Source organism: Sphingomonas koreensis, assembly GCF_002797435.1.
GTDB lineage: Bacteria > Pseudomonadota > Alphaproteobacteria > Sphingomonadales > Sphingomonadaceae > Sphingomonas > Sphingomonas koreensis.
The window spans coordinates 847,726-874,307 of record NZ_PGEN01000001.1 but is presented as its reverse complement, the minus strand read 5'-3'; the positions used below and the strand labels follow the sequence as shown (position 1 = coordinate 874,307).

Below are 26,582 nucleotides of genomic sequence, written 5' to 3'. Positions count from 1 at the left end.
TGGCGGAAATGCCAAACCGCACATTCAACAAAGCTGGAGAGAGTGCCGTGGCTGCCGAACCGATCATCCCGCTCGACCCCAACTGGCCGAAGATGACGCTAGGGCAAGCGCAGGCGCTGATGACCGCGCCCGGCCAGAAGTTCGAAATGGACGAGGTCGAGATTCGCGGCGTCCGCACCCGCGTGTGGAAGAATGCCCCGCCCAGCCTGGCCTGGCTGATCCAGGCGTCGCGGATGCATGGCGACCGCATCTTCACCATCCACGAGGATGAGCGCGTCAGCTTCGAAGCCAATTTCCGTGCCGTCGCCCGGCTCGCGACGCAGCTGCGCGAGATGGGGGTGGGGAAGGGCGACCGCGTCGCGCTGGCGATGCGCAACCTGCCCGAATGGCCGGTGGTGTTCTTCGCCGCCGTCAGCATCGGTGCGATCCTCGTGCCGCTCAACGCCTGGTGGACCTCGGGCGAGCTCGACTACGGCCTGCGCGACTCGGGCAGCGTGGTGCTGTTCACCGATGGCGAGCGCTACGATCGGCTCGCCGATGCGCTGCCGGGGCTGCCCGACCTCAAGCACATCGTCGTCAGCCGCGCGCGCGGTCCGCTGGGCGAGGGCGTGCGGCAGCTGGAGGACCTGATCGGCAAGCCCGGGGACTGGGCGGAGCTGCCCGACGCGCCGCTGCCCGCCGAACCCTCGCTGGTGCCCGACGACGACGCGACGATCTTCTACACCAGCGGCACCACCGGCCACCCCAAGGGCGCGCTCGGCACGCACCGCAACCTCATCACCAATATCCTTTCGAGCGGCTATTGCGGCGCGCGTCCCTATCTGCGCCGCGGCGAGATGCCACCCGATCCGACACCGCGCGTCGGCCTCATGGTGATCCCGCTGTTCCATGTCACCGCCTGTTCGGCGAGCCTGATGGGTGCGGTCTTCGCCGGCCACACCACCATCTTCATGCGCAAATGGGACGTCGAGCAGGCGATGGAGATCATCCAGCGCGAGAAGGTCAATCTGACCGGCGGCGTGCCGACGATCGCCTGGCAGCTGCTCGAGCACCCCGCGCGCGCCAAATACGACCTCTCCAGCCTCGAGATGATCGCCTATGGCGGCGCGCCCTCGGCGCCCGAGCTGGTCAAGCGCATCTACACCGAATTCGGCGCGCTGCCCGGAAACGGCTGGGGGATGACCGAGACGATGGCGACAGTCACGCAGCATTCGGCCGAGGATTACCTCAACCGCCCGACCAGCGCCGGCCCGCCCGTACCGGTGGCCGAGCTCAAGATCATGGATGCCGAGGGCGAGCATGAACTGCCCATCGGCGAAGTCGGCGAATTATGGGCCAAGGGGCCGATGATCGTGAAGGGCTATTGGAACAAGCCCGAGGAGACCGCCGAAAGCTTCCGCGACGGCTGGGTGCGCACCGGCGACCTCGCGCGGGTCGATGAGGAGGGTTTCCTGTTCATCGTCGATCGCGCCAAGGACATCATCATCCGCGGCGGCGAGAATATCTACTCGTCCGAGGTCGAGGACGTGCTCTACGCGCATCCTGCGGTGACCGATGCCGCGCTGATCGGCATTCCCCACCGTACGCTGGGCGAGGAACCAGTGGCGGTCGTTCACCTCGCGCCGGGCAAGCAGGCGAGCGAGGCGGAACTGCAGCAATGGGTCCGCGATCGGCTCGCGGCGTTCAAGGTGCCCGTCGCGATCCGCTTCACCAGGGACACGCTGCCGCGCAATGCCAATGGCAAGATCCTCAAGAAGGACCTGAAGGGATTGTTCGCAGAGGAAGCGGCGGCTTAGGCATTATCGGTCCAGAATGGACCGATTTCGTCACCCCGGGCTTGCCCCGGGGGCCCGACAGACATGCTTGCTCGCGAAGTCGCCTGCCAGCGGGCGGACAAATACGCGGCCATCCCCTACGCGGACGTCATAGCGAAGACCGATTCCGGCGATGAATTGGGTTCGCATCACGCCATCACCCCCTCGACCGCAGCCTTCCAGCCCGCCAGCCGCGCATCACGTGCCTCTACCTTCATCCCCGGCGCAAATCGCTCCACCTTGCCCCGCATCGCCGCGGCCTCGTCCAGCCCGGCAAAGAGTCCGTACCCGACGCCTGCCAGCATCGCGGCACCCAGCGCGGTGGTCTCGGTGAAGTCCGGCCGCTCGACCGTCAGGTCGAGCACATCGGCCAGATCCTGCGCGATCCAGTCGTTGGTGATCATACCCCCGTCGATCCGCAGGCTCGACCAGTCGGCGCCGTCGGCGGCGAAGGCGGCCTTGAGGTCATGGCTCTGGTGCGCCATCGCCTCCAGCGCCGCACGGACCACATGCGCTCTGGTGCTGGCGAGGCTGAGACCGCTGATCGCGCCGCGCGCTTCGGGCTCCCACCAGGGCGCGCCCAGCCCGGTGAGCGCGGGGACGAAATAGACGCCGCCATTGTCCGGCACCGATCGTGCCAGCACCTCGGTCTCGCCCGCGCTTTCGATCAGCCCCAGCGAATCGCGCAGCCATTTCACCACGCTGCCCGCGACGAACACCGATCCCTCGATCGCATAGGTGCGCCGCCCGCCGAGCTGCCAAAGCACGGTCGAGAGCAGCCGGTGCTTCGACGCGGGTTGGCGCTCGCCGGCATTGGTGAGGACGAAGGCGCCTGTACCGAACGTCGCCTTGGTATCGCCGGGTGACAGACAGGCTTGTCCGATCGTGGCCGCCTGCTGGTCGCCCGCCATGCCGCAGATCGGGATGGGGCCGCCGAACAGCGTCGTCTCGCCGAATCGCCCGGCGCAATCGACGATCTCGGCCAGGGCGGCCCGGGGGGCGCCGAACAGGTCGATCAGGCCGTCGCTCCACCCGCCGCTGCCAAGGCCCATCAGCAGCGTGCGTGAGGCGTTGGTCGCGTCTGTGATGTGGAGGCCGCCCCGCTTCTCATTGGCCGTCAGCTTCCAGACCAGCCAGCTTTCGACCGTGCCGATCGCCAGCCGGTCCCCGGCCTCGCGCAACTGCGGCCAGTTCGCCATCGCCCAGGCGATCTTGGTTCCGCTGAAATAAGGATCGAGCAGCAGGCCGGTGCGCGCCTGCACGCCCGGTTCCTCGCCCGCTTCCTTGAGTTCGCGGCAGATCGCCGCGCTGCGCCGGTCCTGCCACACGATGGCGGGCGCGAGCGGCTCGCCGGTGGCCTTGTCCCAGAAGACGATCGTCTCACGCTGATTGGTGATGCCGATCGCGGCGATCCGGTCGGCGCCGCCCGCGGCCTCGACCATTGCGACGGCGCAGCCCAGCGTCTTTTCCCAGATCTCCGCTGCGTCATGCTCGACCAGCCCCGGCGCGGGATAATGCTGCGCCAGCTCGGCGGATCGGCTCGCGAGCAGCGTTCCATCCGGCGCGAACAGCATCGCGCGGGTCGAGGTGGTTCCCTCGTCGATGACCAGCAGTTTCTCACCCATGATCGCAGGTTAGCCGGGATTACAAGCCGCGCAAATCGCGCTAGAAAGCCGTTGAAAGGCGGGCGAAACTTGGATCAGCAAGCGGGCAGGGGAGAGCAGGCGTCGGAGACCGGTGCGGTATCGTCGCCCGCGCCGCCGCTCCAGCCGATCGTCGCGCCCGCGCACGATACGGAGGCAGAGAATCGCCGCGATCGGCTGCTCGCCGCGCTGACGCTGATGATCGGTGCGGGGCTGTTCCTCGCGCTTCCCTTTGCGCTCAAGGCCGGTTCGCCCTTCTTCCTGCCGCTCACCGCTGCGCTGGTCGTCGCGGTCGCGCTGGTCCCGGTGCTGGAGTGGCTCGAGCGGCATCGCGTGCCGACCCCGCTCGCCGCGCTGATCTGCGTGCTGCTGTTCCTCACCGCCGCCAACGCCGCGATCGTATCGATCGTCGTCCCGGCATGGAGCTGGCTGAGCGCGATCCCCGAGCGGATCGACAACATCCAGTCGAACGTCCGGCCGCTGATCGACTTCTACGCGAACCTCGAAACCTTCGTGAACAAGACGATCCAGGATTTCGCCCAGAGCCCGATTCGTCCGACCCGCGCCGCGGCCGAGCCGCCGCGCTCGCTGCTCGAGTTCGTGACCACCGCCGCGCCGGCCGCGTTCATCGAGATGTTCTTTGCGATCCTCGTGATCTTCTTCTTCCTGTCGGGATGGACGCGGCTGCGGCGCAAGGCGATCACCAGCCGCACCAGCTTCGGCGGGGCGATGGCGACCGCGCGGGTGATTCAGGACGTGGTCGACGACACCTCGGCCTATCTCGGCACGATCACCGCGATCAATGTGACGCTGGGGCTGGTCGTCGCGGGCGCACTGTGGCTGATCGGCATGCCCAGCCCGCTGATGTGGGGCGGCATCGTCACCCTGCTCAACTACATCCCCTATCTCGGCCCGATCTTCGCCGCGCTGCTGCTCGCGCTGGGCGGGCTGATGACGTACCAGGACGTGTGGGCCGCGCTGCTGCCTGCGGGAATCATGATCGCGCTTCACCTGATCGAGGCGAATGTCGTGACTCCGCTGATCGTCGGGCGGCGCCTGACGATCAATCCGATCATGATCCTGATCTCGCTGTCCTTCTGGGGCTGGGTGTGGGGCACGCCCGGCGCGCTGCTGGCGGTGCCGCTGCTGATCATCTTCCAGACGGTGCTCAACGCCGCGGGCAAGCCGGACATCGCCGGATTCCTGTTCGAGCACGGCACGCTGGTGGCGGGCGGAACGCCATTATCCCCAACTGCGCAAAACAATCTCGAAAGGGCTGTTGACAGCCCCGAACCCCCCGTCTAGTTGCCGCGCTCTCGCAAGGGAAAGCGCTGCGGCGCGGGACTTGAGCGGGTGTAGCTCAGTTGGTTAGAGCGCCGGCCTGTCACGCCGGAGGTCGCGGGTTCGAGCCCCGTCACTCGCGCCATCCTCTTCAGGGATGGCCCCTTGTTTCTCCAGATTTGCACTGCCGCAACCGGCTAACGCCGCTGAGGCGCGAACATGCCTTCGAGCGAGAGCCGCCCTGCGCCGATCGTCGCGAAGAGCAGTCCGATCACCACCAGCGCCCCCGCCGGAAAGGCCGGGCGGATGCCGAGCGGGGCATCGACCATCACCAGCGCGACGATGAAGTTGAACGCGCAGATCAGGCCCGCCCAGCGAATCGCGAAACCGGCGATGAAGGCGACACCGGTGAGGAACTGCGCATAGACCGACAGCGGGGCCATCAGCCCGGGCAGGGCGAAGCCCTTGACCGTCAGGAACTTCTCGAACTCGGCCATACGCTCGGCGCTGACGATATTGTCCCACACGCCGTAGATCAGGAACCCGCCTATCACGAGCCGCGCCGCCAGCAGTGCCAGATCGGCGCCGCCCGCCAGCTGCGGCAAGGTCAACCAGTTGCTCCGCTTCCGCCTCATCGCTTGTCCCCTTCTAGGTCAGATCGCCGTCTCCCGGACGCAGCGGGATCGCCGCGCTCTGCTTGTGTACCCGTTTGACGAAGCCGGTTTCATATCTCCGTACCGCCGGGTCCTGCTGAAACAGCCGCTCGGCAAGTGCGTTATAGTCCGCCATGTCGCGCGCGCTGATCAGCACGGCGAGGTCGTTGGCGCCCGCGACATCGAGGATCATCTGCACCTCGGGCGCCGCGGCGAGTTTCGCGCGCAGCGCGGCGATGCCGCGTTCCTCGGCATGTTCATGCACCTGCACGCTTACCAGGGCGCGCAGCCTCCGGTTGGTCAGCTTCGCCGAGATCACCGCGATGTCGGCAGCGATCCAGCCCTCGGCCCGCAGCCGCCGCACGCGACGGGTCACGGCGGAGGCGGAGAGAGGCACCGCCTGTGCAAGTTGCTCGGCGGTCGCCAGCGCGTCCGCCTGCAGCAGGTTGAGCAGCTGGATGTCGAATGCGTCGAGCTTGCCCATCTTCGCCGTCCGCACCCCTGACTTTGCCGTTTTTCGTCGCATAGCCGGTTCAGATCGCCCGCAAAAGGCGTGTTGGCCGGATAGAACACGCTCTATGTCGAAAGATGGAGAGTGTTGATGCGTAAGCATGTTCTGGCGGTTGCGATACTTGCGGCGGCGGTGCCGGCCATGGCCCAGGCCGCGGCGACGGCCCCCGCTGGCGAAATCGCGATCTATGACGCCGCCGAAGCAAAGAAGGCGGTGGCCAAGCTGGCCGATGAGATCGAAAAGACGTTCGTCTTTCCCGACGTCGCCAAGCGCTATGCCGCCGCGCTGCGCGCCAAGCTTGCTGCCGGGGGCTATGAAGGGTTCACCGATAGCGTCGCCTTCGCCCGTGCGGTAACGGCGGACCTTCAGGCGGTGGCGCCTGACGGCCATCTGGCGATGTTTCTGGATGGCGGTCCGTCGCCTCAGCCGCGGGCCGCTCAGGGAGGCGCACCTGTAGCGCCGCCGCCCTCGCCGATGGAGCGGGCAGGGATGATCGCGCCCGGTATCGCCTTCGTCCGCTTCAACGGCTTCTACGGTCAGCCCGAAACGCTGAAAGCCTTCGCCGAATTCCTCGACCGGACTGCCGGGGCGAAGACCCTCATCATCGACGCGCGCACCCATCGCGGCGGCGGGCTCGAGGAAATGGACGTCCTCTTCCCGCGCATCTTCGCCAAGGCACAGCCGGTGATGGTGATGGATACCCGCGCATCGGTCGCGGCAGTCAACGGTCCGCTGCCGTTCCGCTCGCTGGTCAAGGTGGATGCCCCCGCCGAGCTGGCGCGCAGCGAGCACCGGGTCACGCCTGTCAGCCCCGCCAGCCCATGGGTGAATGCGAAGATCTACTACCTCGTTTCGCCGCGCACGGCGTCGGCGGCCGAGCATCTCGCCTCATCGTTCAAGGGCACGAAGCGGGCCACGCTGATCGGCGATACCACGGCCGGGGCTGGGCATTACGGCGGTGCGGTGAAGCTGGGCGGCGGCTATTCGGCCTTCATCCCCTTTGGCCACAGCTATTTTCCGGGCGACAAGGGCTGGGAGGGGACCGGCGTCACTCCCGATATCAAGGTCGCCCCGGAACGTGCGCTCGTCGAAGCGCTCACACGCGCGGGCGTCGCCCCCGCAGAGGCGGAGGCGCTCTCGGCCGAATATATGCCGACCGGGTCGATGGCGCGCCGGACGCGCTGATACGGTTCCACCCGGCCATCGTCGCTATGACCGGGTGGACGCGGGCGCGGACCATCCGCCTCAGGCATAGGCGCCGGCCGCCTTGCCCTCGTTGCGGAGCGCCAGGATCTGGAGCTCCGCGAACAGGGCCACCGCCAGCGCCTGCGCGGTGATGAAGGCGTAGCCGAATGCGTTTGGGCTGACGAAGAAGGCCATCGTCGCAAAGCTCGCGATCACCCAGGCGATGTTGATCGCGATCACCGCGACCACGCCGCCGCGCGCAGGCTTCACCGCCATCGCCAGCACCAGCGCGAGGAAGGGAACCAGCGCGAGGCCGGCGCCGCGGATCAGCGCTTCGGGCAGCCCCGTAAGGCCAGCGGTGAACCCTGCCGCGACGATGGCGAGCACGGCGGTGGCACCGGTGCCGGCGAAATCGACGATCATCGCCTGGCGGACATTGAGCGGAAAGCGGATCATGGCAGTTCTCCTTGGGCGGCATCCCTCGCCGCGGTGACTGCAACTTCGCCGCGGGCGCGAATCATTCCAATTACGTCGCAGGTAATGGGGCCGCTTACGGGTGCGCGCGGGCATCCTTTCCTATCCACACGTTCCGCCGCACGCCCCCTTGCACCCCCTGCCGCAGCCGCTAAACGCCCGCGTTCACCCTAATTGGCACCTTATTTTGGAGCGGGACATGAGCGACTCGATTTCGGCCGAGCAGCTGCGCCTTCTGATCGAGCGGATCGAGCGGCTGGAAGAGGAAAAGAAGGGCATCAGCGACGACATCAAGGATGTCTATGCCGAAGCCAAGTCGACCGGCTTCGACGCCAAGACGATCCGCACCATCGTGCGCCTGCGCAAGATGGAGAAGCACCAGCTCGACGAGCAGGACGCGCTTCTCGAGACCTATCGCAACGCGCTGGGCATGGTCTAATGCTTGTTCGGTTCAGCGGTCGCTGAACCGGGTTGCGGCACCGGCCCGCTCGCCCATCCGGCTACCCAGCGCCAGAATCCTATGGGTGGCCGGGTGGGGAGCGGGCCGGTGCCGCGTCAGCAAAGCTGACACAGGCAAGGAAATCTCATTCCATGATTCTGACCACCACCAGCACCGTCGATGGCCATTCGGTCACCCGCTATCACGGCATCGTGACGGCTGAGGTCATCATCGGCGCCAACATCTTCCGCGATCTCTTCGCAGGCATTCGCGACATCGTCGGCGGCCGTTCGGGCAGCTACGAGCGCCCCCTCAAGGAAGCGCGCAGGACCGCGCTCGAGGAGCTCAAGGCCGAGGCGCTGGCGCTCGGCGCGAACGGCGTGATCGGGATCGATTTCGATTACGAAGTGATCGGCAAGGGCGGTTCGATGCTGATGGTCTCCGCCTCCGGCACCGCGGTCTCGGTCAGCGGGGTCTGAGCCTGTACCATCACTCCGGCCTTGTACCGGGGTGACGGGTAGGCATTGCGTGCCGCCCCGCCTCTCGCCTAGAGACGCCGCCACACATTTTCGCAGAGACGACCCATGGCAGGCCATTCCAAATTCAAGAACATCATGCACCGCAAGGGCGCGCAGGATAAGAAGCGCTCGGGCATGTTCTCCAAGCTCAGCCGCGAAATCACCGTCGCGGCCAAGATGGGCTTGCCCGATCCCGACATGAACCCGCGCCTGCGCGCCGCGATCAACGCGGCCAAGGCGCAGTCGATGCCCAAGGACAATATCGCACGCGCGATCGACAAGGCGAGCAAGGGCGAAGGCGAGAATTACGAGGAAATCCGCTACGAGGGCTTCGGCCCGGGCGGCGTCAGCCTGATCATCGAAGCGCTGTCGGACAACCGCAACCGCACCGCGACCAACGTCCGCACCGCGGTCAGCAAGAACGGCGGCAACCTCGGCGCTTCAGGCTCGGTCAGCCATGCCTTCGACCGCGTCGGCCTGATCAACTACCCGGCCAGCGCGGGCGATGCCGAGAAGGTGTTCGAAGCCGCGCTTGAAGCGGGGGCCGAGGACGTGACGTCGAGCGAGGACGGCCACGAGATCTGGACCGCCAGCGCCGACCTGCACGAAGTCGCCAAGGCGCTCGAAGCCGTGCTGGGCGAGGCCGAGGGCGCCAAGCTCGCCTGGAAGCCGCAGACGATGGTCGAGGTGGGCGAGGAAGACGCCGCGACGCTGTTCAAGCTGATCGACGCGCTCGACGACGACGACGACGTCCAGACCGTCTGGGGCAATTACGAAGTGTCCGACGCGGTGATGGAAAAGCTGGGCTGATCCGTTCCTCCCCGGAATGGGGAGGGGCCATGCGGCAGGCATGATGGAGGGCCTGAAGCAAACGGGCTCCTCCAGGAGCTGATGGGAGGTGCCGATGCGAACTTTGCTCCTGACCGCACTCGCACTCATGCTGGCGGCGCCCGCGGCGGCTCCGGTCACTGCCGCACCTTCGCCCGCGCCGGCCAGCCAGTGCCGCGCGGGGGAGGCGGTCGTCTACACCTGCAACTTCGGCAAATCGGCGGGCAGCGTCTGCTCCGGCGGCGGCAAGCTGCACTATCGCTATGGTCCTCCCGGCAAGCCCGACATCGCCATCGCCAGCACCCCGGACTGGAGCAATGTCCGCCGCAAGGTCGTGGTCGGCGGCGGCGGCGGCTCGCAGCCCTATCTCCGCTTCACTCGCGCCGATTACAGCTATGTCGTCTTCTGGGGCACGGCGGGCAACCTGACCGAGCGGCCGGGCAGGCTGTGGTCGGGTATCCATGTCCGCCGCGGCGACAAGGATCTGGCGACGCTTTCGTGCAGGAGCGGCGCCCATCCCGTCGGCCGTATTCCCGACGCCGTACCCGAGGATACCGACCCCGGCTTCGACATGTGGTACTGACGCCATGATCCTGCTCGGTCTCGATCCCGGCCTCGGCACCACCGGCTGGGGGCTGATCCGCGCAGAGGGTAACCGCCTCAGCCATCTCGCCAACGGCCAGCTCAAGACCGATGCGAAGGCACCGCTGCCACGCCGCCTCGCGCATCTCGACGCGATGCTCGCCGCATTGATCGCCGATCACGCGCCGCAGGCGGCGGCGGTGGAAGAGGTGTTCGTCAACTCGAACCCGCAATCGACGCTCAAGCTCGCACATGCCCGCGGCGTCGCCATCGCGGCGGCCGCGCGCGCGGGGCTCGATGTCGGCGAATATGCTCCGCGTCTCGTCAAGAAGGCGGTGGTCGGCACCGGCACTGCCGAGAAGGCACAGGTCCATGCGATGGTGTCGCGCCTGCTCCCGGGCGTGAAGATCGCAGGCGCCGATGCCGCCGACGCGCTCGCCGTGGCGATCTGCCACGCGCACCACCTCGCGAGCGCGCGGGCGTTGCGCTAGCGTCAGGCAGCGCAGGCGAGGCGGCGGGCGGGCCCGTCCGCGTCGTTGGCGGGCAGGTTGGGCCGGCGGGTCCGCTGCGTACGGCGTGTGCGCGATCTCTGCCCCGGCAGGCGCATTTTCACCCATGCCGTCATGCTGCGCAGACGCACCGAAGCGGCGGTTGCGATCGCCACCGCGACGGCATCGATTGCCGCGGTGAACTCGACGCTGGCCAGCAGCCCGATCAGTTCCGGGGCGTATAGGCTGACGAATCGCAGACCCGCTTCTCCCGCGATCCAGAAGATCAGTCCTGCGAACAGCATCAGCACAGCGGTGAAGATCGCCTGACCGCGGGTAAACCGGTTCAGCCAAGTGGCCGGACGCTCGATCAGCGCGGCGCGCATCGACTGTCCGGTGCGGGTGGCTCCGGCGAGCAGTAGTGCCGCCCATCCCAGCAGCAATCCGACGGTCAGCATCCGGTATCTCCCCCTATCCCGATTGAAATGGTGCGGCGGCCGTGTCTGCCAAGGGGCGGGCCGCAATTTCGCTTTCCTACGTGGCGCCGTTCCGTTTATGTACCGGCATGGCCTGTCGCTTGCCCTCCGCTATCGCTGAATACCGGCCGCTTGTTCATCAGGGCGCACGCGCGAGCAGGACTTTTATGAATTTCGGGCATCTGGATACCCGTCGATGATCGCGCATCTCAACGGCCATCTCGCCGCGACCGGCATCGATCATGCGGTGATCGACGTGAACGGAGTCGGCTATCTCGTTGGCGCTTCGGCCAAAACCCTGGCAGCGCTCGGCAGCCTTGGCGAGTTCGTGACCGTCCACACCGAGATGCTGGTGAGCGAGGATTCGATCCGCCTGATGGGCTTCGCTTCGGCGGATGAGCGCAACTGGTTCCGCCTGCTCACCAGCGTGCAGGGGGTGGGGGCAAAGGTCGCGCTGGCGATCCTCTCGATCCTCTCCCCGGCCGAGGTACAGACCGCGGTCGCCCGCGCCGACGCCGCGATGATCGCGCGCGCCAACGGGGTCGGGCCGAAGCTTGCCCAGCGCATCGTCAACGAGCTCAAGGACAAGGCCGGCGGCATCGCGCTTGGCGGCGGCGGGGTAGGGGCGGCGATCCCGGCTGGCGGCGCGGCGAACGACGCGGTCTCGGCGATGCTCAACCTCGGCTTCAGGCCCGCCGAGGCGAGCAACGCGGTCAACGCTGCGATGGACGAACTGGGGGGAGGAGCGAGCCTCGACGCGCTGGTGCGGCTGGCGCTGCGGAAGGCGGCGAAGTGAGCCCTCGTTTCTTCATGGCGGCAGCGATGATGGTGAGCGCTGTTGGTTCAGCCCAAGCGTGTCGATCGCCGGATGCCGAGGATCATGTGTTTTTCGCGCATCGACCGACGCGCCTGCCTGATAGCGTTCAGTTTCTTAAGGTGCGGGTGGATGATCCGGATCGCCTATCCTACGGCCATACTGAATTTGCTACGGTGACGGTGCTTGAGAAGAAGTTGGGGTTTCGTGCCGGTGAAAAACTGCGCGTGAAAGCTAGCCTGAGTTCGAGTTGCAGTCATTGGGGCCATACCCAAGGTTTTGTCTATGTGGCCGGTTACATCAGGCGACATGCGGGCCGAAAGGTCTTTGAGGCTCGGTCTTACCGGCCTTTCTTGATCGGCGCGGTTCCGCGCAAGAGAAATCCATGACCGACTCCGACCGCATCCTTACCGCATCCCGCCGTCCCGAGGACGTCGATGCCGCGCTGCGCCCGAAATCGCTCGACGAGTTCGTCGGCCAGCGTGCCGCGCGCGACAATCTGCGTGTGTTCATCGACGCGGCCCGCACCCGTGGCGACGCGCTCGACCATGTCCTGTTCTTCGGCCCGCCGGGCCTCGGCAAGACCACGCTCGCACAGATCATCGCCAAGGAAATGGGCGTCGGCTTTCGCGCCACCTCGGGCCCGGTCATCGCCAAGTCGGGCGATCTCGCCGCGCTGCTCACCAATCTCGAGGATGGCGACGTCCTGTTCATCGACGAGATCCACCGCCTCAATCCCGCGGTCGAGGAAGTGCTCTATCCGGCGATGGAGGATCGTGCGCTCGACCTGATGATCGGGGAGGGGCCGTCGGCGCGCTCCGTCCGTATCGATCTGCCGCGCTTCACTCTGGTCGGCGCCACCACCCGGCAGGGCCTGCTCACCACGCCGCTGCGCGACCGGTTCGGCATCCCGGTCCGCCTGCAATTCTACACCGTGGAGGAACTGACCCGCGTCGTCACTCGCGCAGCGGGCCTGCTGGACCTCGGTATCGCGCAGGATGGCGCTGCCGAGATTGCCCGGCGCTCGCGCGGCACCCCGCGCATCGCCGGCCGCCTGCTCCGCCGCGTGCGCGATTTCGCCAATGTCGCGGGGGAAAGCGTGGTTCATGCCCGCGCCGCCGACGCCGCGCTCAACCGGCTTGAGGTCGATGCGCTCGGCCTCGACGCGATGGATCGCCGCTACCTCACCATGATCGCCGACATCTATCGGGGCGGCCCGGTGGGGGTGGAAACGCTCGCCGCCGGCCTCAGCGAGCCGCGCGACACGATTGAGGAGGTGATCGAGCCGTACCTCATCCAGATCGGGATGATCGCCCGCACCGCACGCGGCCGCTGCCTCAACGCGGCGGGCTGGAAGCATCTCGGCCTCAACCCGCCTGCCGGATCGCAGGACGGGTTGTTCGACGGAAAATAACGGAATCGCCGCTATCAGGGGCGCAAACCGTTCCGCACCAAGAAAACGCCGGGGTCACCCCCGGCGCCTTCGTCATTTTCAGTTGAGCCGCGCTTCCTGCAAACCATCGACGGCCTTGCTGACCATGATGTTCACCGCGACGCGGCGGTTCTGCGCCTTGCCCTCAGGCGTGGAATTGTCCGCCAGCGGATCTGCTTCGGCCATGCCGGTCGGGGTCATCACCCGATAGGGCTTCCACTTGCACGCCTGCTGCAGATAGTTGATCACGGTGCTTGCCCGCTTTTCGCTCAGCGTCTGGTTGAACTCCTGGCTTCCCGTCGAATCGGTATAGCCGACGACCAGCAGGACGGCGTTGTCCATCGCTTCGGCCTGCTGGGCCGCAGCGCACAGATCGGCCTTTGCCTGGCTCGACAGCACCGCCTTGCCGGTGTCGAAGTTCACGTTGGTCGTGCCCTTGACGTTATACTGGTCGATATCGCCCACGCGGCTGCGCAGCGCGTCGGTTGCCGCGGTCTGCTCGGCAAAGCGCTGGTCGGTGCCGTTGTGGATCATGTTGGCGGTCCGCAGATCCTTGTTCTGCAGGTTGATCTGGCTCGCCACCAGCGTGTCGCCGGCCTGCAGCGTCTTGATCGTCACGGGCAGGCCGTTGAGCAGCGAGCCTGCCGCGAGCTTGCTCCCGCCAAGGCCGAGAAAGCCGCCGCTGGCCTTGATCTTGGTGGCATCGGTGACAGCGACAACCGTCTTCGAGCCGTCGGGGGTGGTGACCTGCACCTTGTCGCCGCTGCGTGCGGAGATGATACCCTTGACCTCAGGCCCCTTGACCATCTCGGCAGGTGCCGGCTGCGAGCCGTAGATCGACACGTCCGCGGGCGGGTTTTCCTGCGTCTGGGCGAGGCTGGCGGGCGCCACGCCGGCCAGCAGCGCCAGCGGCAGGATCATCTTGGGGGTTCGGGAAACGATACGCACTCTGCTCTCCTTGAAACGCTGTGCTGCGTTGGCGGGCGAAACCGTCATGCGGATCGCCGGTTCCGCGAGCTGAGGGCCGGTGCGGCTGCTGGTGCGTATCGTGCGACGGGCTGAAGTCGCGCCCAAAGAGAAAGGCGCCGGAGTTTCCCCGGCGCCTTCCGATCTCAAACCCGATCCGGTGGCCTTACGCCGCCTTGGCGCGGCTCGCGCGCTTGCGCTCGTGCGGGTCGAGGTGGCGCTTGCGCAGGCGGATGGTCTTTGGGGTCACCTCGACCATCTCGTCGTCGTCGATGTAGGCGATCGCCTGTTCCAGCGTCATCTTCTTCGGCGGGGTCAGGCGGATCGCGTCGTCCTTGCCCGACGAGCGGACGTTGGAGAGCTGCTTCGCCTTCATCGGATTGACCTCGAGGTCTTCCGGCTTGGCGTTCTCGCCGATGATCATGCCTTCATACAGCGCTTCGCCATGGCCGACGAACAGGATGCCGCGTTCTTCCAGCGTGTTGAGCGAATAGGCGTTCGCCTCGCCCGAGCCGTTGGAGATCAGCACGCCGTTCTTGCGGCCTTCGATCGCGCCCTTGTGCGGGCCGTACTTCTCGAACAGCCGGTTCATGATGCCGGTGCCGCGCGTGTCCGACAGGAACTCGCCATGATAGCCGATCATGCCGCGCGACGGGGCGCTGAAGGTGATGCGGGTCTTGCCGCCGCCCGAGGGACGCATGTCGGTCATCTCGGCCTTGCGGATGTTCATCTTGTCGACGACCGTGCCCGAATGCTCCTCGTCCACGTCGATGATGACCGTCTCGTACGGCTCCATCTTCTGGCCGTCTTCCTCACGGAACAGCACGCGCGGACGGCTGATGCCGAGCTCGAAGCCCTCGCGGCGCATGGTTTCGATCAGCACGCCCAGCTGAAGCTCGCCGCGGCCGGCGACTTCGAAGCTGTCCTTGTCGGCGGCTTCGGTCACCTTGATCGCAACGTTGGATTCGGCTTCGCGGAGCAGGCGGTCGCGGATCATGCGCGACGTCACCTTCGTGCCCTCGCGGCCCGCCATCGGGCTGTCGTTGACGGCGAAGCGCATCGACAGCGTCGGCGGATCGATCGGCTGCGCCTGGATCGCCTCGCTGACCGAGGTGTCGGCGATGGTGTTCGAAACGGTCGCGACGGTCAGGCCGGCGAGGCTGATGATGTCGCCCGCCTGTGCTTCATCGACCGGAACGCGCTCGAGGCCGCGGAACGACATGATCTTCGACGCGCGGCCCGTCTCGATGACGTTGCCGTCCATGTCGAGCGCGTGGATGGCCTGGTTGACCTTGACCTTGCCGCTGGTGACGCGGCCGGTGAGGACGCGGCCGAGGAAATTGTCGCGGTCGAGCAGCGTCACCAGGAAGGTGAAGGGCGCGTCGATGTCGAGCGCGGGCGGGGGGACGTGATCCACGATCTTCTGGAACAGCGGTTCCAGCGTGCCCTCGCGCAGCGTCGGGTCCTCGTTCGCATAGCCGTTGCGGCCCGAGGCGTAGAGGACCGGGAAGTCGAGCTGCTCGTCGGTCGCGTCAAGGCTGACGAACAGGTCGAACACCTCGTCCAGCACTTCCTGGATGCGCTCGTCCGGGCGGTCGATCTTGTTGACCACGACGATCGGACGCAGGCCGAGCTTCAGCGCCTTGCCGGTCACGAACTTCGTCTGCGGCATCGCGCCTTCGGAGCTGTCGACCAGCAGGATGACGCCATCGACCATCGAGAGGATACGCTCCACCTCGCCGCCGAAATCGGCGTGGCCGGGCGTGTCGACGATGTTGATGCGCGTGCCGTTCCACTCGACCGAGGTCGGCTTGGCGAGAATGGTGATCCCGCGCTCCTTCTCGAGGTCGTTCGAGTCCATCGCGCGCTCTTCGACGCGCTGGTTGTCGCGGAAGGTGCCGGACTGGCGGAAAAGCTGATCGACGAGCGTGGTCTTGCCATGATCGACGTGGGCGATGATCGCCACGTTGCGAAGGTTCATGCGGATATCCTGGATGCCGCGGAATCGCGGGTTGCGCGCGCCCTTAGCGGAATTTGTGCGGCGCGGGAAGTACCGGTGATTCGTCCGCCGGCTCTGCCTTCAGCCGATAGGCCTTGCCCAGGTCGACGGCCGCGGGCGACGCCTGGGCAGCCGTGGAGACCGGCACCCACACCGCGATCGAACCGGCGATCATCATCTTCAGCCTGCGTTCCATGCCACCCGTCCTAGCGCGGATATGTTAACAGCCCGCGTCATCTGGAACCCCTGACCCCATCGGTCGGTTGCACCATAATTCAAGTGTATTATATTGGCGATACACTTGAAGCGCACGCGGTTCCCGTTCATCTTGGGCAGAACCGCTGGAGAGATGGGCAAATGGCGACCGAGACTGCGACTGCCGAGAAGACCGACGACCTGGTGCTGACCGCGCCCGAGCCGCTGAAGGAGCGTGCGCCCGAGAAGATGGCAGGGCTTGTGCCTGTCGAAGACGCGAAGAAGACCGAGCTTGTCGCTCGTGTCGAGACCTTCATCGACGATCTGGTGGCGCAGGACGTGAACTCGCCGGAGTTCGGCAAGCGCGTCGACGCGATCACCGCGATGGGATCGAAGGAAATCCGCGATGCGGCAGGACAGTCCAACCGCTTCCTCGACCGGCCGGTCCGGGCGATGGACAAGGATGTCGGTGTCGGCAAGGACCTGGCCGAGCTGCGCCGCGTGGTCGAGGATCTCGATCCCGGCAAGAAGGGCAACCTGACCCAGCGCAAGAAGCTGTTCGGCCTGATCCCGATGGGCAACAGCCTGCGCAATTATTTCGACAGCTATAAGTCGAGCCAGACGCACATCGCGTCGATCCTGAAGAGCCTGCAGTCCGGCAAGGACGAACTGCTGATGGACAATGCCGCGATCGACGTGGAGCGGCAGAACCTGTGGGCGGCGATGGGCCGGCTCGAGCAGATGATCTACATCTCGAAGGAGATGGATCAGAAGCTCGAGGACAAGGCGCTCGAGCTCGACCATACCGATCCGGCCAAGGCCAAGGCGATCCGCGAGACCGCGTTGTTCTATACCCGCCAGCGCACGCAGGACCTGCTGACCCAGATGGCGGTGACGGTGCAGGGCTATCTGGCGCTCGACCTGGTCAAGAAGAACAATGTCGAGCTGGTGAAGGGCGTCGATCGCGCATCGACCACCACCGTTGGCGCGCTGCGCACCGCGGTAACGGTGGCGCAGGCACTGACCGCGCAGCGGCTGGTGCTCGACCAGATCACCGCGCTCAACACCACCACCGCGAACATCATCGATTCGACCGGCAATCTGCTCAAGCAGAACACGGCGATGGTGCATGAGCAGGCGGCGAGCAGCACGATCCCGATCGAGACGCTGCAGCGCGCCTTCCAGAACATCTACGACACGATGGACGCGATCGACACGTTCAAGCTCAAGGCGCTCGACAATATGAAGACCACGGTCAACGTGCTGTCGAACGAGGTCGAGAAGTCGAAGGGCTATATCGCCCGGGCCGAGGGGGCCGCGCAGAACCAGGTTTCGGGCGGCGCCGAGCAGTTCAAGCTGGAGGCGCTGTAAGTCCGCCATGCCAAGCGAGATCGATCGTGAGATTGCCCGTGCCGATGAAGTGCTCAACCGTTCGCGCGAGCGTTACACGACGCTGAGCACGCGCGCGAAGAAGCGGCGCGACGCCGAGATCCTGACCCGTGTCGGCCGCATCGCGGGCGCCGCGGGCGCGATCGTGATCGGCGCGATGATCCTGGGCTGGTTCATTCCGCTGGGGATGGGCGGGGCGCTGGTCGTAATGGCGCTGCTGATCGCCGCGACGCTGTTCTTCGGACTGGCGCCGGCGAGCAAGGAAGTCGCGCCCGAGAAGTTCGGCGAGGCGCCGCTCGTCACGCTGCCGCTGCGCACCGAGGAGTGGCTGGACCGCCAGCGGCCGACGCTGCCCGGCGCGGCGATGCCGCTGCTCGATTCGATCGGGATGAAGCTCGACGTGCTGGCGGGGCAGCTCAAGTCGCTCAATGAAGGCGAACCCGCGGCGGCCGAGGTTCGCAAGCTGGTGGGGGAGCAATTGCCCGAGTTGATCAAGGGCTACCAGCGCGTGCCGCAGAATCTGCGCGGCCAGGACCGGTTCGGCCAGTCGCCGGACAAGCAGCTGGTCGATGGGCTCAGCCTGATCGATCAGGAGATTTCCGATATGTCCCGGCAGCTGGCCCAGGGCGATCTCGATGCGCTGGCGACGCGCGGGCGCTACCTGCAGGTCAAGTATCGCGGCGATGACGAGGTCGGCGGCGCTTGATGCCAGCGGCGCTTGTCGCGGCATCCATGCTGCTTGCTGCGGCGCCGCTCGCAGCGTCACGGAACGGCGTCTACACGCCGGCGGCCGGCAGCGCGGAGCGCACCGCGATCATCAGGACGCTGAAGGGCGGGAACGACGCGGGGGTGCGCTACACCTTCAGGCGATTCCACGTCTTTCACGAGCGTAACCGCGCCATTTCCTATGTCGAAGGCGAGGGCGGTATCGGCGGGTTCCAGGCGATCCTGACGCGCGAGGGCAAGGCGCCCTGGCGCGTGGTCTGGGGCGAGGGCGATGGCGGCAGCGACAGCTGCGCGGCGGGCGCGAAGCACTATGGATGGGCGGTACGGCTGATCCGATCCTATAGTGTCGCGCCCGACACGCTGTTTCCCGGCATTACCGTCCGGACGTCCGAACTGAAGCGGATGGCGGCGCGCGAGCCCGAGACTCAGTGCGTCGGCGATCTCGACGGCGGTCCGGAGTAGGCTGCAGGCGAGACCCTCACGTCTTGGTGATCGAAGCGCCCCCATCGACCGCAATCGCACCGCCCGTGACGAAGCTGGCAGCGTCGGATGCGAGAAACAGCGCCATCTCGGCAATTTCTTCCGGCTCGGCGAGGCGCTTGAGCGCGTGGAGCTGTTCCATCCACGCCTGCACGCCCGGATCGGCATCCGGCTGGCGTGCCGAGCTGGCGGGGGTGTCGGTACCGCCGATGATGAGCGCATTGGCGCGGACGCGCTGCGGCCCAAGCTCCACGGCGAGCGTGCGGACCAGCCCGAGCAGGCCGGCCTTGGCGGCGGCATAGGCGCCCATGCCGGGAATGCCGTTGGCGGCCCCGACGAAGCTTGAGCTGAACAGGATCGACCCGCCGCCGCGCGCCGCCATCGCCGCAGCCTGATGCTTAGCGCCATAGAAAGCGGCGGTGAGGTTGGTGGCGATCGTCCAGCCCCAGTCTTCCGCGGCAAGGCCGGTCAGCGGACCGCTCACGCCGACGGCGCCGGCATTGTTGAACGCGATATCGAGCCCGCCGAAACGCTCGACCGCTAGCGCGACCAGCGCTTCGGCATACGCTTCGTCGCGGACGTCTCCAGCGAGGAACGCTGTCTCGCCGCCCAGCTCGTCGGCCACGCGCTCAAGCTCGGCAGGTCGCCGTGCGGCGAGAACCAGCTTTGCACCTTCTGCCGCGAAGCGCCGCGCCGCCGCTTCACCGATGCCCGAGCTGGCCCCCGTGATGATTGCAACCTTGCCGTCGAGTCTTGCCATGTTCCTGTCTCCTTGGTTCGGAGCGGGCACATGGCGCGTGCGATTGGGAAGCGCTTCCCGGCGCTTGCCTTCAAAAGCGGGGGCGGCCCAACGCTTCGACTGCGCGGTCACGCAAATGGTCGGCCGCGGCCTGATGAATGCCTGGTGCGGCGGTGAGCACGCCGAATGCCTCTCCAGCAGGGGTGTTGAAGCGCAGCTTCTTGCCGAGTGCATCGGTAACCTTCGCGCCTGCTTCGCGCGCGATCAGCGTGGCGGCGGCGATGTCCCACTCGTTGCCCCAGCGGAAGGTCGCGAGCAGGTCGGCCTCCGCTGACGCGACCATCGCCATGCGCAGCGCGATCGAATTGGGTTTGTCGACCATCGTCAGATGCCGGTCGATCCTGGGAAGGTCGTCGGCGGGGACGCGCGCGCCTGTGAGTTCGATGCGGTCAGAGGCGATAAGCGGAATACCGTTCCGCGCCGCGCCCTTGCCCCTTTCCGCCAGCCAATGCTCGCCACGGACCGGTGCATCGAGCACGCCGATCACCGGCTGGCCATTCTCGACCAGCGCGACCGAGATTGCCCAGCCGGGGCGGTGGCGCAGGAAATCGCGCGTGCCGTCGATCGGGTCGACCACCCAGACGTGGCTGGCCGACAGCCGGGCGAGATCGTCGGCGGTCTCCTCCGACAGCCAGCCGGCATCGGGGAGCAGCGCCGAGAGGCGCGCGCGGAGCAGTTCGTCGATCGCCAGATCGACTTCGCACACGAAATTGTTGGGCGATTTCTCCCATTTGCGGACATCCTGCCCATAGCGGGCAAGCGCCAGCCGGCCCGCCTCGGCAGCGATGGCGCTGACCGCGGAGGCAAGCGTGTCAGCCACTGGCAACGGTCATCCCATCGATGCGCAGGGTCGGCACGTTGATGCCGTAGCGGAACTCGAGGTCGTTGGCGGGCACCAGCGCCGCGAACATCGCCTGGAGGGTGCCCGCGACGGTGAATTCGGAGACGGGCCGGGTGATCTCGCCATTCTCGATCAGGAAGCCGGCGGCACCGCGGCTATAGTCGCCGGTGATGAGATTGACACCCTGGCCAATGAGTTCAGTGACATAGACGCCATAGCTGATATCGGCGATGAGCGTTTCGACGGGCAGCTTGCCAGCCTCCATGAACAGATTGCTGGGGCCGACTCCCGGCGCGCCGCCTATGCCGCGGCTGGCATGGCCGGTCGGCTCGAGGCCGAGCTGGCGAGCAGCGGCGCTGTCGAGCAGCCAGGTTTCGAGCTTGCCGTCCTCGATCAGCGCGACCGGCGAGACGGGCAGGCCTTCGCCATCGAAGGGGCGCGAGCGCAGCCCGCGGGGGCGGTGCGGATCGTCCTGGATACGGATACCCGGGGCGAAGACCTGCGTGCCCATCGCATCGAGCAGGAAGCTGGTCTGACGCGTGATCGCGCTGCCCGAAATGGCGCCGCTGAGATGACCGAGCAGGCTGGTGCCGACGCGCGGATCGAGAACCACGGGCATCGCGCCGCTCTTCATCCGTCCGGGGTTCAGGCGGGCGACCGCACGTTCGCCCGCGCGACGGCCGATCTCTTCGGGCGATTCGACATGCCTGGCGTGGCGTGCGCTGTGATGGGCATAGTCGCGCTCCATCGCGCCGGTCTCGCCCGCAAGCACGCTGGCGGACAGGCTGTGGCTGGTCACGGCATAGGCGCCGGCAAAACCGTGGCTGGTGGCGAGCGCCCAGATGCTGCGGCTGGCCGATGCGCCACCGCCTTCGCTGTTGGTGACGCCGGGGATTGCGCGTGCGGCATCCTCGGCGGCGAGTGCGCGTGCCTTGAGTGCGGCAGGCTCGCCCAGCTGGCCGTCGTCGAGGTCGAGATCCGGGACATTGCCCTTGAGCAGCCGCTCGGCCGGGGCGAGGCCGGCCCATTCATCCTCGGGCGCCTCACGCGCCATCGCCACTGCGCGTTCGGCAAGCGTGTCGAGCGCGGCCGGAGTCAGATCGGTCGAGGAGATGCTGGCGGATCGCGTGCCCACGAAGACACGCAGGCCCAGCTCTTCATGCTCGGCCCGGCCGACATCCTCCAGCGCGCCGAGGCGCACGGAGACGGAGAGCGATTCGCCGCCTGAGAGCATTGCGTCGGCGGCGTCCGCACCGGCCTTGCGCGCGCGGGCGATGGCATCCTGGACTCGATCTCGGGCTTGTTCGGGGGTCAGCATCGCGGCGATCTAGGAAGTCGGCGCGCCAACGTCAAAAGCCCGCGCTTCAAACCGCTGTCGTCCCGACGACGAAACAGGCGGCGAAGACGAGCAGGCCGGTGAAGCGGTTCGAACGGAAGCGGTGAAGCGCATTCGCGCCGTCGGCGGGGACAAGCGTGCCGACCTGCCAGAGCAGGTGCACCGCAGCCGGGGCAAGCGCGGCGAGGGCGAGCTTGTCGGGGCGGACCTGCCACAGTGCTGCACCCCACAGCGTGATCGCGATGGCGTAGAAGGCGGCAACCCCAAGTTGGACATTCTCGCCCAGCCGGCGGGCGGAGGAACGCACCCCGACCAGCGCATCGTCCTCGACATCCTGCAGCGCATAGATGGTGTCGTAGCCGATCACCCAGAAGATGCAGCCGACGTAGAGCATCAGGGCGGGCGGGGGCAGTTCGCGGGCGATCGCCGCCCAGCCGACCAGCGCCGCCCAGGAAAAGACGAGGCCGAGCCATGCCTGGGGCCACCAGGTAATCCGCTTCATGAACGGATAGGCGGCGACCAGTGCGAGGCTGGCCAGCGCGATGGCCGCGGCGAAAGGGTTGAGCTGGAGGAGGACGACAAGGCCGATGAGGCAGAGCGAGACGAGCCAGATCCACGCGGCTTTGAGGCTTACCGCGCCGCTGGCGAGCGGGCGGCTGCGGGTGCGCGCGACCTGCCGGTCGAGGTCGCGGTCGACGATGTCGTTGTAGACGCAGCCAGCACCGCGCATTGCGATACTGCCGAGCAGGAACCAGAGGATCAGGTCCCATCGCTGCACCGCGCCGCCAGCCAGCGCAATGGCCCAGGCGCCGGGCCAGAACAGCAGCCACCAGCCGATCGGCCGGTCGAACCGGGCGAGCAGCGCATAGGGTCGCGCGGCGGCGGGAAGCAGACGGACAAGGCCGCGATGCTCGGTATCGGGGACGATCTGCGCCGGGTCAGTCATGAACAGCCATCATATCGCTGTCCTGCTGCCACAGGCAGGGGGCGCCAGGACAGCGAATTATCCGGCGAGCGCGGTTTTTTGCGCCTCCTGCCGCGCCCGGGAAAGGCGTGCGATCGCATAGGCTGCCGCGATGCACATGAAGGGCATGGCCGGAAAATGATAGCGCGTCTGCCCGGTGAAGCCGAAGGCGAGGGCGGTGCAGAAGAAGGGCATCGCGCCGATGATCAGCAGCGGCGCGACGCGCATGTCGCGCTGCCACGCCGCGCATGCGCCGATCGACAGCGCAAGCGCGCCAAGTGCGAGCAGGCCGAGATAGTAGAGCTGGTTCGCCGCCTTCACGCCGGTCCATACCGGCTTCCATTGCGCGTGACTGGCATCGAGCGACCAGAAGGCGTCGCTGTCCTTGCCCCAGAGTGCCGCGATCTTGCGAAAGCCGAGCAGGAACCAGTCGGCCGGATTTGCCTTGATCCAGTCGATCGCCATTGCCTTGAGCCGGCGGTCCATCTCGACCTGATCCTGAACGCGGCGGCGGAAATCGATGCCGGTATCCTGCCACAGAGCCGACTTCTCGACCTGGAAATAGCCGCCATCGGCAAGCCGGTTGGCGCCGGCCTGAAGCGCGACCCCGCCGTTGGTGGAGACGAGGACGGGTGCGCCGAGCACCATTGCGTTGCGCGCGGTCCAGGGGAGGACCACCAGCATCAGGGCGCCATAGCAGGCAACTCCGCTGACCAATGCGCGCCGCCAGCCATAGCTGCGCAGGGTCAGCCACATCAGTGCGATGAGCAGCGGCGCGAACAGGAGGGTCTGGGGCCGCGTCAGCGTGGCGACGCCGAACACCAGCCCTGCGAACAGCGAGAGCCCGATCCTGCCACGCGCGGCCAGCAGGAGCGCCATCGCCGCCATCGTGACTGCGGTGGCGGTGACCTCCGACGCTGCCGTGCCGACATAGACGATATGCGACGGATAGAGGGCGTAGAGCATTGCCGCACCGCGTCCGATCGCCTCGCCCAGTTCCAGCCGGCGGGAGAACCACAGGATGAGCCAGAGCTTGAGCGCGACCGCGGCAAGGTTGAGCAGGATCGGGCCGAACAGGGACGGGCCGAAAACGGTCATGCTTGCGGCGAGCAGCGCGGGGTATCCTACCGGCCAGAAGGCGGTGGGATGGCCGGACTCCTGATATCCCGCGCCCTCCGCCATTTCGCCCGCGCGAAGCAAGTACCAGAGCGCATCCGAATCCGGCTCTATGGGAAGAAAGACCACGCTCAGGATGCGAAGGGTCAGAGCAACCGCGAAGATCGCGGGAACGATGCGCGGCGAAGTCGTGAAATGGTTAATCGCCTGTCGCGATCTGACGTGCGCGGCGTTGCGAATCGTCAAGCTGCCCATGCGCTCGATGTTCGGGTTAGCTCACGGAGATTGATAGAATAGTTTGTGATTAACGCAGCAGGAGTCGCGGTCTATTATGAGACAGCGGCCACCAGATGGAGCAATAGGTGGTTAATCTGGCCAAGGGAATAGGTGCTTCCGTGCCGATCGGATCGCGGTAGAAGACCGCGATGCAAGTCTCCGGAGAGCCCGTGATCGCTACCCCCGCCTGGCCGCCGCAATCGACGCCGCGCCTGTTCGTCGAACCCGCGTTGACCGAGGGAGAGCTGCGGCGGATCGACGGGCCGCAGGGCCATTACCTGGCGAGCGTGATGCGGCTCAAGTCGGGTGATCCGGTCAAGCTGTTCGACGATGCGACCGGCGAATGGCTGGCGGTCGCCGCCGAGGTGCGCAAGCGCGACGTGACGCTGGAGGTGCGCGAGCAACTGCGGGTGCGCGAGGCCGTACCCGACCTGTGGCTGTGCGCCGCACCGATCAAGAAGGGACGGATCGACTGGGTCGCCGAGAAGGCGTGCGAGTTGGGGGTCGCGCGGCTGGCGCCGGTGCTGACGCGGCGTGCGGTGGTCGACAAGCTGAACCTCGATCGGCTGCGCACCCATATGATCGAGGCGGCCGAGCAATGCGGACGCACCGCCCTGCCCGAGCTGGTCGAGCCCGTGAAGCTGGCGGCGATGCTCAAGGACTGGCCGGCGGAGCGCGCCTTGTTCTTTGCCGACGAAACCGGCGGTGCCCCCGCGCTTGAGGCGATGCGTGAACATCGCGGTCCCGCGGCGATCCTGATCGGGCCTGAGGGCGGATTCGATGCCGATGAGCGCGACGCGATCCGCGCGATGCCTCTGGCGGTGGGGATCACGCTCGGCCCCCGGATCCTGCGCGCTGAGACCGCGGCGGCGGCGGCGGTGAGCCTGTGGATGGGCGCGGCGGGAGACTGGTAATATCCACTGAAAATAGGGTGTTTCATCCCCTCTTTCGCGGATCGTTACGCGCGCCTACATGCCGCGCATGAGCACAAAGACGGCTGTTAGCAGCAACGCGCCTGTCATCGAGAGCCGTCAGCAGCTCCTCGATTATTTTGCCGGTGGGGAGAAGGCCGCCGAGCGCTGGCGAATCGGCACCGAGCACGAGAAATTCGTCTATTCGACCAAGGACTGCCATGCGCCGTCCTATGACGAGCCGGGCGGCATACGCGACCTGCTGGCCGAGCTGACCCAGTTCGGCTGGACGCCGGTGACCGAGGGCGACAATGTCATCGCGCTGTCGGGCCCCGACGGCACGGTCAGCCTCGAACCCGCCGGGCAGCTAGAACTCTCAGGCGCGCCACTGGAGAATCTTCACCAGACCTGTGCCGAGACCGGCCGCCACCTGCAGCAGGTCAAGGCGGTGGGCGAGAAGCTGGGCCTCGGCTTCCTCGGCCTTGGCATGTGGCCCGACAAGACGCGCGCCGAACTGCCGATCATGCCCAAGGGCCGCTACGGCATCATGCTGCGCCACATGCCGCGCGTCGGCAGCCTGGGCCTGGACATGATGCTGCGCACCTGCACGATCCAGGTGAACCTCGACTATTCGAGCGAGGCGGACATGGCGCAGAAGTTTCGCGTCGGCCTCGCGCTCCAGCCGCTGGCGACGGCGCTGTTCGCCAACTCGCCCTTCACCGAGAAGAAGCCGAACGGCTATCTCTCCTACCGCAGCCATATCTGGTCCGACACCGATCCGGCCCGCACCGGCATGCTGCCCTTCGTGTTCGAGGACGGGTTCGGTTACGAGCGCTATGCCGAGTACGCGCTCGATGTGCCGATGTACTTCGTCTATCGCGACGGGAAGTATATCGACGCCGCGGGCCTCAGCTTCCGCGATTTCCTGAAGGGCGAGCTGTCGGTGCTGCCCGGCGAGAAGCCGACGATCGACGACTGGGCCGATCATCTCTCGACCGCCTTCCCCGAAGTGCGGCTCAAGACCTTCCTGGAGATGCGCGGGGCCGATGGCGGGCCGTGGAATCGCATCTGCGCGCTGCCCGCGCTCTGGGTCGGTCTGCTCTACGATCAGGGCGCGCTCGACGCGGCATGGGATCTGGTCAAGGGCTGGGACATGGCCGGGCGGCAGGAGCTGCGCGATTCCGTGCCGAAGCTTGGTCTCGATGCGCCGCTGCCGGGCGGCGGCAAGCTCCGCGACATCGCCGGGAAGGTGATCGACATTGCCGGGGCCGGGCTTACCGCGCGTGGTCGCCTCAACTCGGCCGGCGACAATGAGAGCGGCTTCCTCGATCCGCTGCGCGAGATCGTGCGGACGGGCAAGGTACCCGCGGAAGTGCTGCTGGAGCATTATCGCGGCCAGTGGGACGGCGACGCCTGCCGGATGTACGCCGAGAACCGCTTCTAGGA

At 66.8% G+C, this 26,582-nt stretch carries 29 protein-coding genes and 1 tRNA gene; 17 read left to right on the top strand and 13 right to left on the bottom strand.

The window, feature by feature from the left end:
• Positions 1-92 precede the first annotated feature (92 nt).
• On the top strand, positions 93-1,796 hold the full coding sequence (locus BDW16_RS04125) for a class I adenylate-forming enzyme family protein (protein WP_241230458.1): 1,704 nt from the start codon (positions 93-95) through the stop codon (positions 1,794-1,796).
• Positions 1,797-1,963: 167 nt separating this feature from the next.
• On the opposite strand, the gene BDW16_RS04120 is transcribed toward BDW16_RS04125, so the two are convergent.
• Complete coding sequence (locus BDW16_RS04120) at positions 1,964-3,439, bottom strand: glycerol kinase (RefSeq protein ID WP_066576332.1); 1,476 nt, start codon at positions 3,437-3,439, stop codon at positions 1,964-1,966.
• Positions 3,440-3,586: 147 nt separating this feature from the next.
• Here BDW16_RS04120 and BDW16_RS04115 point away from each other — a divergent pair, with 147 nt between their 5' ends.
• The gene (locus BDW16_RS04115; protein ID WP_237241371.1) at positions 3,587-4,762 is read left to right on the top strand and encodes an AI-2E family transporter; all 1,176 of its coding nucleotides are present in this window, start codon (positions 3,587-3,589) and stop codon (positions 4,760-4,762) included.
• A 44-nt stretch (positions 4,763-4,806) separates the two neighbouring features.
• Positions 4,807-4,883, top strand: a tRNA-Asp gene (locus BDW16_RS04110).
• Between the two features lie 52 nt (positions 4,884-4,935).
• Here the strand turns inward: BDW16_RS04110 and BDW16_RS04105 are convergent.
• Together BDW16_RS04105 and BDW16_RS04100 are read right to left on the bottom strand one after the other, a co-directional pair.
• Entirely contained in the window at positions 4,936-5,373 is a 438-nt protein-coding gene (locus BDW16_RS04105) for a DoxX family protein (protein ID WP_066576329.1), read from the bottom strand.
• 13 nt (positions 5,374-5,386) lie between these two features.
• Entirely contained in the window at positions 5,387-5,875 is a 489-nt protein-coding gene (locus BDW16_RS04100) for an Lrp/AsnC family transcriptional regulator (RefSeq protein WP_075151562.1), read from the bottom strand.
• Positions 5,876-5,992: 117 nt separating this feature from the next.
• Here BDW16_RS04100 and BDW16_RS04095 point away from each other — a divergent pair, with 117 nt between their 5' ends.
• Positions 5,993-7,087 (top strand): S41 family peptidase, encoded by a 1,095-nt coding sequence (locus BDW16_RS04095; RefSeq protein ID WP_066576324.1) that lies wholly within the window; start codon positions 5,993-5,995, stop codon positions 7,085-7,087.
• Between the two features lie 60 nt (positions 7,088-7,147).
• Here BDW16_RS04095 and BDW16_RS04090 read toward each other — a convergent pair whose 3' ends face one another.
• The gene (locus BDW16_RS04090; protein ID WP_066576318.1) at positions 7,148-7,543 is read right to left on the bottom strand and encodes a hypothetical protein; all 396 of its coding nucleotides are present in this window, start codon (positions 7,541-7,543) and stop codon (positions 7,148-7,150) included.
• 217 nt (positions 7,544-7,760) lie between these two features.
• On the opposite strand from BDW16_RS04090, the gene BDW16_RS04085 reads away from it, so the two are divergent.
• The 5 genes from BDW16_RS04085 (at position 7,761) to ruvC (ending at position 10,419) form a co-directional block, all read left to right on the top strand.
• A complete protein-coding gene (locus BDW16_RS04085; RefSeq protein WP_066576316.1) occupies positions 7,761-8,000 on the top strand; it encodes a DUF2312 domain-containing protein in 240 nt (79 codons plus the stop codon).
• 152 nt (positions 8,001-8,152) lie between these two features.
• Positions 8,153-8,479: a heavy metal-binding domain-containing protein gene (locus BDW16_RS04080; RefSeq protein ID WP_066576313.1), complete on the top strand. Its 327-nt coding sequence runs from the start codon at positions 8,153-8,155 to the stop codon at positions 8,477-8,479.
• A gap of 105 nt (positions 8,480-8,584) precedes the next feature.
• On the top strand, positions 8,585-9,328 hold the full coding sequence (locus BDW16_RS04075; protein WP_066576308.1) for a YebC/PmpR family DNA-binding transcriptional regulator: 744 nt from the start codon (positions 8,585-8,587) through the stop codon (positions 9,326-9,328).
• A gap of 94 nt (positions 9,329-9,422) precedes the next feature.
• Positions 9,423-9,929 (top strand): hypothetical protein, encoded by a 507-nt coding sequence (locus tag BDW16_RS04070; protein ID WP_125458884.1) that lies wholly within the window; start codon positions 9,423-9,425, stop codon positions 9,927-9,929.
• Between the two features lie 4 nt (positions 9,930-9,933).
• Positions 9,934-10,419, top strand: a complete 486-nt coding sequence (gene ruvC / locus BDW16_RS04065) for a crossover junction endodeoxyribonuclease RuvC (protein WP_066576301.1) — start codon at positions 9,934-9,936, stop codon at positions 10,417-10,419.
• Positions 10,420-10,421: 2 nt separating this feature from the next.
• Here ruvC and BDW16_RS04060 read toward each other — a convergent pair whose 3' ends face one another.
• Positions 10,422-10,874 (bottom strand): hypothetical protein, encoded by a 453-nt coding sequence (locus BDW16_RS04060; protein ID WP_066576297.1) that lies wholly within the window; start codon positions 10,872-10,874, stop codon positions 10,422-10,424.
• A gap of 214 nt (positions 10,875-11,088) precedes the next feature.
• Between BDW16_RS04060 and ruvA the strand changes: the two genes are divergently transcribed.
• Genes ruvA through ruvB form a run of 3 tightly spaced genes read left to right on the top strand, consistent with a single transcriptional unit; the run spans position 11,089 to position 13,120 of the window.
• Complete coding sequence (gene ruvA / locus BDW16_RS04055) at positions 11,089-11,688, top strand: Holliday junction branch migration protein RuvA (RefSeq protein ID WP_066576295.1); 600 nt, start codon at positions 11,089-11,091, stop codon at positions 11,686-11,688.
• The gene (locus BDW16_RS21030; protein WP_125958783.1) at positions 11,685-12,095 is read left to right on the top strand and encodes a hypothetical protein; all 411 of its coding nucleotides are present in this window, start codon (positions 11,685-11,687) and stop codon (positions 12,093-12,095) included. Before ruvA ends, BDW16_RS21030 begins: the two co-directional genes overlap by 4 nt.
• On the top strand, positions 12,092-13,120 hold the full coding sequence (gene ruvB / locus BDW16_RS04050; RefSeq protein ID WP_066576292.1) for a Holliday junction branch migration DNA helicase RuvB: 1,029 nt from the start codon (positions 12,092-12,094) through the stop codon (positions 13,118-13,120). The genes BDW16_RS21030 and ruvB overlap by 4 nt, the downstream gene beginning before the upstream one ends.
• Positions 13,121-13,198: 78 nt before the next feature.
• On the opposite strand, the gene BDW16_RS04045 is transcribed toward ruvB, so the two are convergent.
• The 3 genes from BDW16_RS04045 to BDW16_RS21245 form a co-directional block, all read right to left on the bottom strand.
• On the bottom strand, positions 13,199-14,086 hold the full coding sequence (locus BDW16_RS04045; RefSeq protein WP_066576420.1) for an OmpA family protein: 888 nt from the start codon (positions 14,084-14,086) through the stop codon (positions 13,199-13,201).
• Between the two features lie 184 nt (positions 14,087-14,270).
• Positions 14,271-16,085, bottom strand: a complete 1,815-nt coding sequence (gene typA / locus BDW16_RS04040) for a translational GTPase TypA (protein ID WP_066576290.1) — start codon at positions 16,083-16,085, stop codon at positions 14,271-14,273.
• A 43-nt stretch (positions 16,086-16,128) separates the two neighbouring features.
• Positions 16,129-16,299, bottom strand: a complete 171-nt coding sequence (locus tag BDW16_RS21245; protein WP_157081382.1) for a hypothetical protein — start codon at positions 16,297-16,299, stop codon at positions 16,129-16,131.
• Between the two features lie 161 nt (positions 16,300-16,460).
• Between BDW16_RS21245 and BDW16_RS04035 the strand changes: the two genes are divergently transcribed.
• Genes BDW16_RS04035 through BDW16_RS04025 form a run of 3 tightly spaced genes read left to right on the top strand, consistent with a single transcriptional unit; the run spans position 16,461 to position 18,875 of the window.
• Positions 16,461-17,669, top strand: coding sequence for a toxic anion resistance protein (locus tag BDW16_RS04035; RefSeq protein WP_066576288.1), 1,209 nt, complete (start codon positions 16,461-16,463; stop codon positions 17,667-17,669).
• 7 nt (positions 17,670-17,676) lie between these two features.
• A complete protein-coding gene (locus tag BDW16_RS04030; protein WP_066576285.1) occupies positions 17,677-18,393 on the top strand; it encodes a hypothetical protein in 717 nt (238 codons plus the stop codon).
• Positions 18,393-18,875: a hypothetical protein gene (locus tag BDW16_RS04025; RefSeq protein ID WP_066576277.1), complete on the top strand. Its 483-nt coding sequence runs from the start codon at positions 18,393-18,395 to the stop codon at positions 18,873-18,875. Before BDW16_RS04030 ends, BDW16_RS04025 begins: the two co-directional genes overlap by 1 nt.
• Before the next feature lie 16 nt (positions 18,876-18,891).
• Here BDW16_RS04025 and BDW16_RS04020 read toward each other — a convergent pair whose 3' ends face one another.
• The 5 genes from BDW16_RS04020 to BDW16_RS04000 form a co-directional block, all read right to left on the bottom strand.
• Positions 18,892-19,653 (bottom strand): SDR family oxidoreductase, encoded by a 762-nt coding sequence (locus BDW16_RS04020; RefSeq protein ID WP_066576274.1) that lies wholly within the window; start codon positions 19,651-19,653, stop codon positions 18,892-18,894.
• A 70-nt stretch (positions 19,654-19,723) separates the two neighbouring features.
• On the bottom strand, positions 19,724-20,512 hold the full coding sequence (locus BDW16_RS04015; protein WP_066576271.1) for an inositol monophosphatase family protein: 789 nt from the start codon (positions 20,510-20,512) through the stop codon (positions 19,724-19,726).
• Positions 20,505-21,851 (bottom strand): TldD/PmbA family protein, encoded by a 1,347-nt coding sequence (locus BDW16_RS04010; protein ID WP_066576269.1) that lies wholly within the window; start codon positions 21,849-21,851, stop codon positions 20,505-20,507. Before BDW16_RS04010 ends, BDW16_RS04015 begins: the two co-directional genes overlap by 8 nt.
• 46 nt (positions 21,852-21,897) lie before the next feature.
• Positions 21,898-22,815 carry a 4-hydroxybenzoate octaprenyltransferase gene (gene ubiA, locus BDW16_RS04005; protein ID WP_066576268.1) on the bottom strand — a complete coding sequence of 306 codons (918 nt, stop codon included), beginning with the start codon at positions 22,813-22,815 and terminating at the stop codon, positions 21,898-21,900.
• A 57-nt stretch (positions 22,816-22,872) separates the two neighbouring features.
• Complete coding sequence (locus BDW16_RS04000; protein WP_066576266.1) at positions 22,873-24,204, bottom strand: ArnT family glycosyltransferase; 1,332 nt, start codon at positions 24,202-24,204, stop codon at positions 22,873-22,875.
• Between the two features lie 191 nt (positions 24,205-24,395).
• On the opposite strand from BDW16_RS04000, the gene BDW16_RS03995 reads away from it, so the two are divergent.
• Positions 24,396-25,139, top strand: a complete 744-nt coding sequence (locus BDW16_RS03995; protein WP_066576413.1) for a 16S rRNA (uracil(1498)-N(3))-methyltransferase — start codon at positions 24,396-24,398, stop codon at positions 25,137-25,139.
• 67 nt (positions 25,140-25,206) lie between these two features.
• Positions 25,207-26,580: a glutamate--cysteine ligase gene (locus BDW16_RS03990; protein WP_066576412.1), complete on the top strand. Its 1,374-nt coding sequence runs from the start codon at positions 25,207-25,209 to the stop codon at positions 26,578-26,580.
• Positions 26,581-26,582: the final 2 nt, after the last annotated feature.

Excerpts from the sequence above, each read along its gene's own strand:
- BDW16_RS04125 (WP_241230458.1), top strand. The coding sequence starts at position 93 with ATGACGCTAGGGCAAGCGCAGGCGCTGATGACCGCGCCCGGCCAGAAG.
- BDW16_RS04120 (WP_066576332.1), bottom strand. The coding sequence starts at position 3,439 with ATGGGTGAGAAACTGCTGGTCATCGACGAGGGAACCACCTCGACCCGC.
- BDW16_RS04105 (WP_066576329.1), bottom strand. The coding sequence starts at position 5,373 with ATGAGGCGGAAGCGGAGCAACTGGTTGACCTTGCCGCAGCTGGCGGGC.
- BDW16_RS04100 (WP_075151562.1), bottom strand. The coding sequence starts at position 5,875 with ATGGGCAAGCTCGACGCATTCGACATCCAGCTGCTCAACCTGCTGCAG.
- BDW16_RS04095 (WP_066576324.1), top strand. The coding sequence starts at position 5,993 with ATGCGTAAGCATGTTCTGGCGGTTGCGATACTTGCGGCGGCGGTGCCG.
- BDW16_RS04090 (WP_066576318.1), bottom strand. The coding sequence starts at position 7,543 with ATGATCCGCTTTCCGCTCAATGTCCGCCAGGCGATGATCGTCGATTTC.
- BDW16_RS04085 (WP_066576316.1), top strand. The coding sequence starts at position 7,761 with ATGAGCGACTCGATTTCGGCCGAGCAGCTGCGCCTTCTGATCGAGCGG.
- BDW16_RS04080 (WP_066576313.1), top strand. The coding sequence starts at position 8,153 with ATGATTCTGACCACCACCAGCACCGTCGATGGCCATTCGGTCACCCGC.
- BDW16_RS04075 (WP_066576308.1), top strand. The coding sequence starts at position 8,585 with ATGGCAGGCCATTCCAAATTCAAGAACATCATGCACCGCAAGGGCGCG.
- BDW16_RS04070 (WP_125458884.1), top strand. The coding sequence starts at position 9,423 with ATGCGAACTTTGCTCCTGACCGCACTCGCACTCATGCTGGCGGCGCCC.
- ruvC (WP_066576301.1), top strand. The coding sequence starts at position 9,934 with ATGATCCTGCTCGGTCTCGATCCCGGCCTCGGCACCACCGGCTGGGGG.
- BDW16_RS04060 (WP_066576297.1), bottom strand. The coding sequence starts at position 10,874 with ATGCTGACCGTCGGATTGCTGCTGGGATGGGCGGCACTACTGCTCGCC.
- ruvA (WP_066576295.1), top strand. The coding sequence starts at position 11,089 with ATGATCGCGCATCTCAACGGCCATCTCGCCGCGACCGGCATCGATCAT.
- ruvB (WP_066576292.1), top strand. The coding sequence starts at position 12,092 with ATGACCGACTCCGACCGCATCCTTACCGCATCCCGCCGTCCCGAGGAC.
- typA (WP_066576290.1), bottom strand. The coding sequence starts at position 16,085 with ATGAACCTTCGCAACGTGGCGATCATCGCCCACGTCGATCATGGCAAG.
- BDW16_RS21245 (WP_157081382.1), bottom strand. The coding sequence starts at position 16,299 with ATGGAACGCAGGCTGAAGATGATGATCGCCGGTTCGATCGCGGTGTGG.
- BDW16_RS04035 (WP_066576288.1), top strand. The coding sequence starts at position 16,461 with ATGGCGACCGAGACTGCGACTGCCGAGAAGACCGACGACCTGGTGCTG.
- BDW16_RS04030 (WP_066576285.1), top strand. The coding sequence starts at position 17,677 with ATGCCAAGCGAGATCGATCGTGAGATTGCCCGTGCCGATGAAGTGCTC.
- BDW16_RS04025 (WP_066576277.1), top strand. The coding sequence starts at position 18,393 with ATGCCAGCGGCGCTTGTCGCGGCATCCATGCTGCTTGCTGCGGCGCCG.
- BDW16_RS04020 (WP_066576274.1), bottom strand. The coding sequence starts at position 19,653 with ATGGCAAGACTCGACGGCAAGGTTGCAATCATCACGGGGGCCAGCTCG.
- BDW16_RS04010 (WP_066576269.1), bottom strand. The coding sequence starts at position 21,851 with ATGCTGACCCCCGAACAAGCCCGAGATCGAGTCCAGGATGCCATCGCC.
- ubiA (WP_066576268.1), bottom strand. The coding sequence starts at position 22,815 with ATGACTGACCCGGCGCAGATCGTCCCCGATACCGAGCATCGCGGCCTT.
- BDW16_RS04000 (WP_066576266.1), bottom strand. The coding sequence starts at position 24,204 with ATGGGCAGCTTGACGATTCGCAACGCCGCGCACGTCAGATCGCGACAG.
- BDW16_RS03990 (WP_066576412.1), top strand. The coding sequence starts at position 25,207 with ATGAGCACAAAGACGGCTGTTAGCAGCAACGCGCCTGTCATCGAGAGC.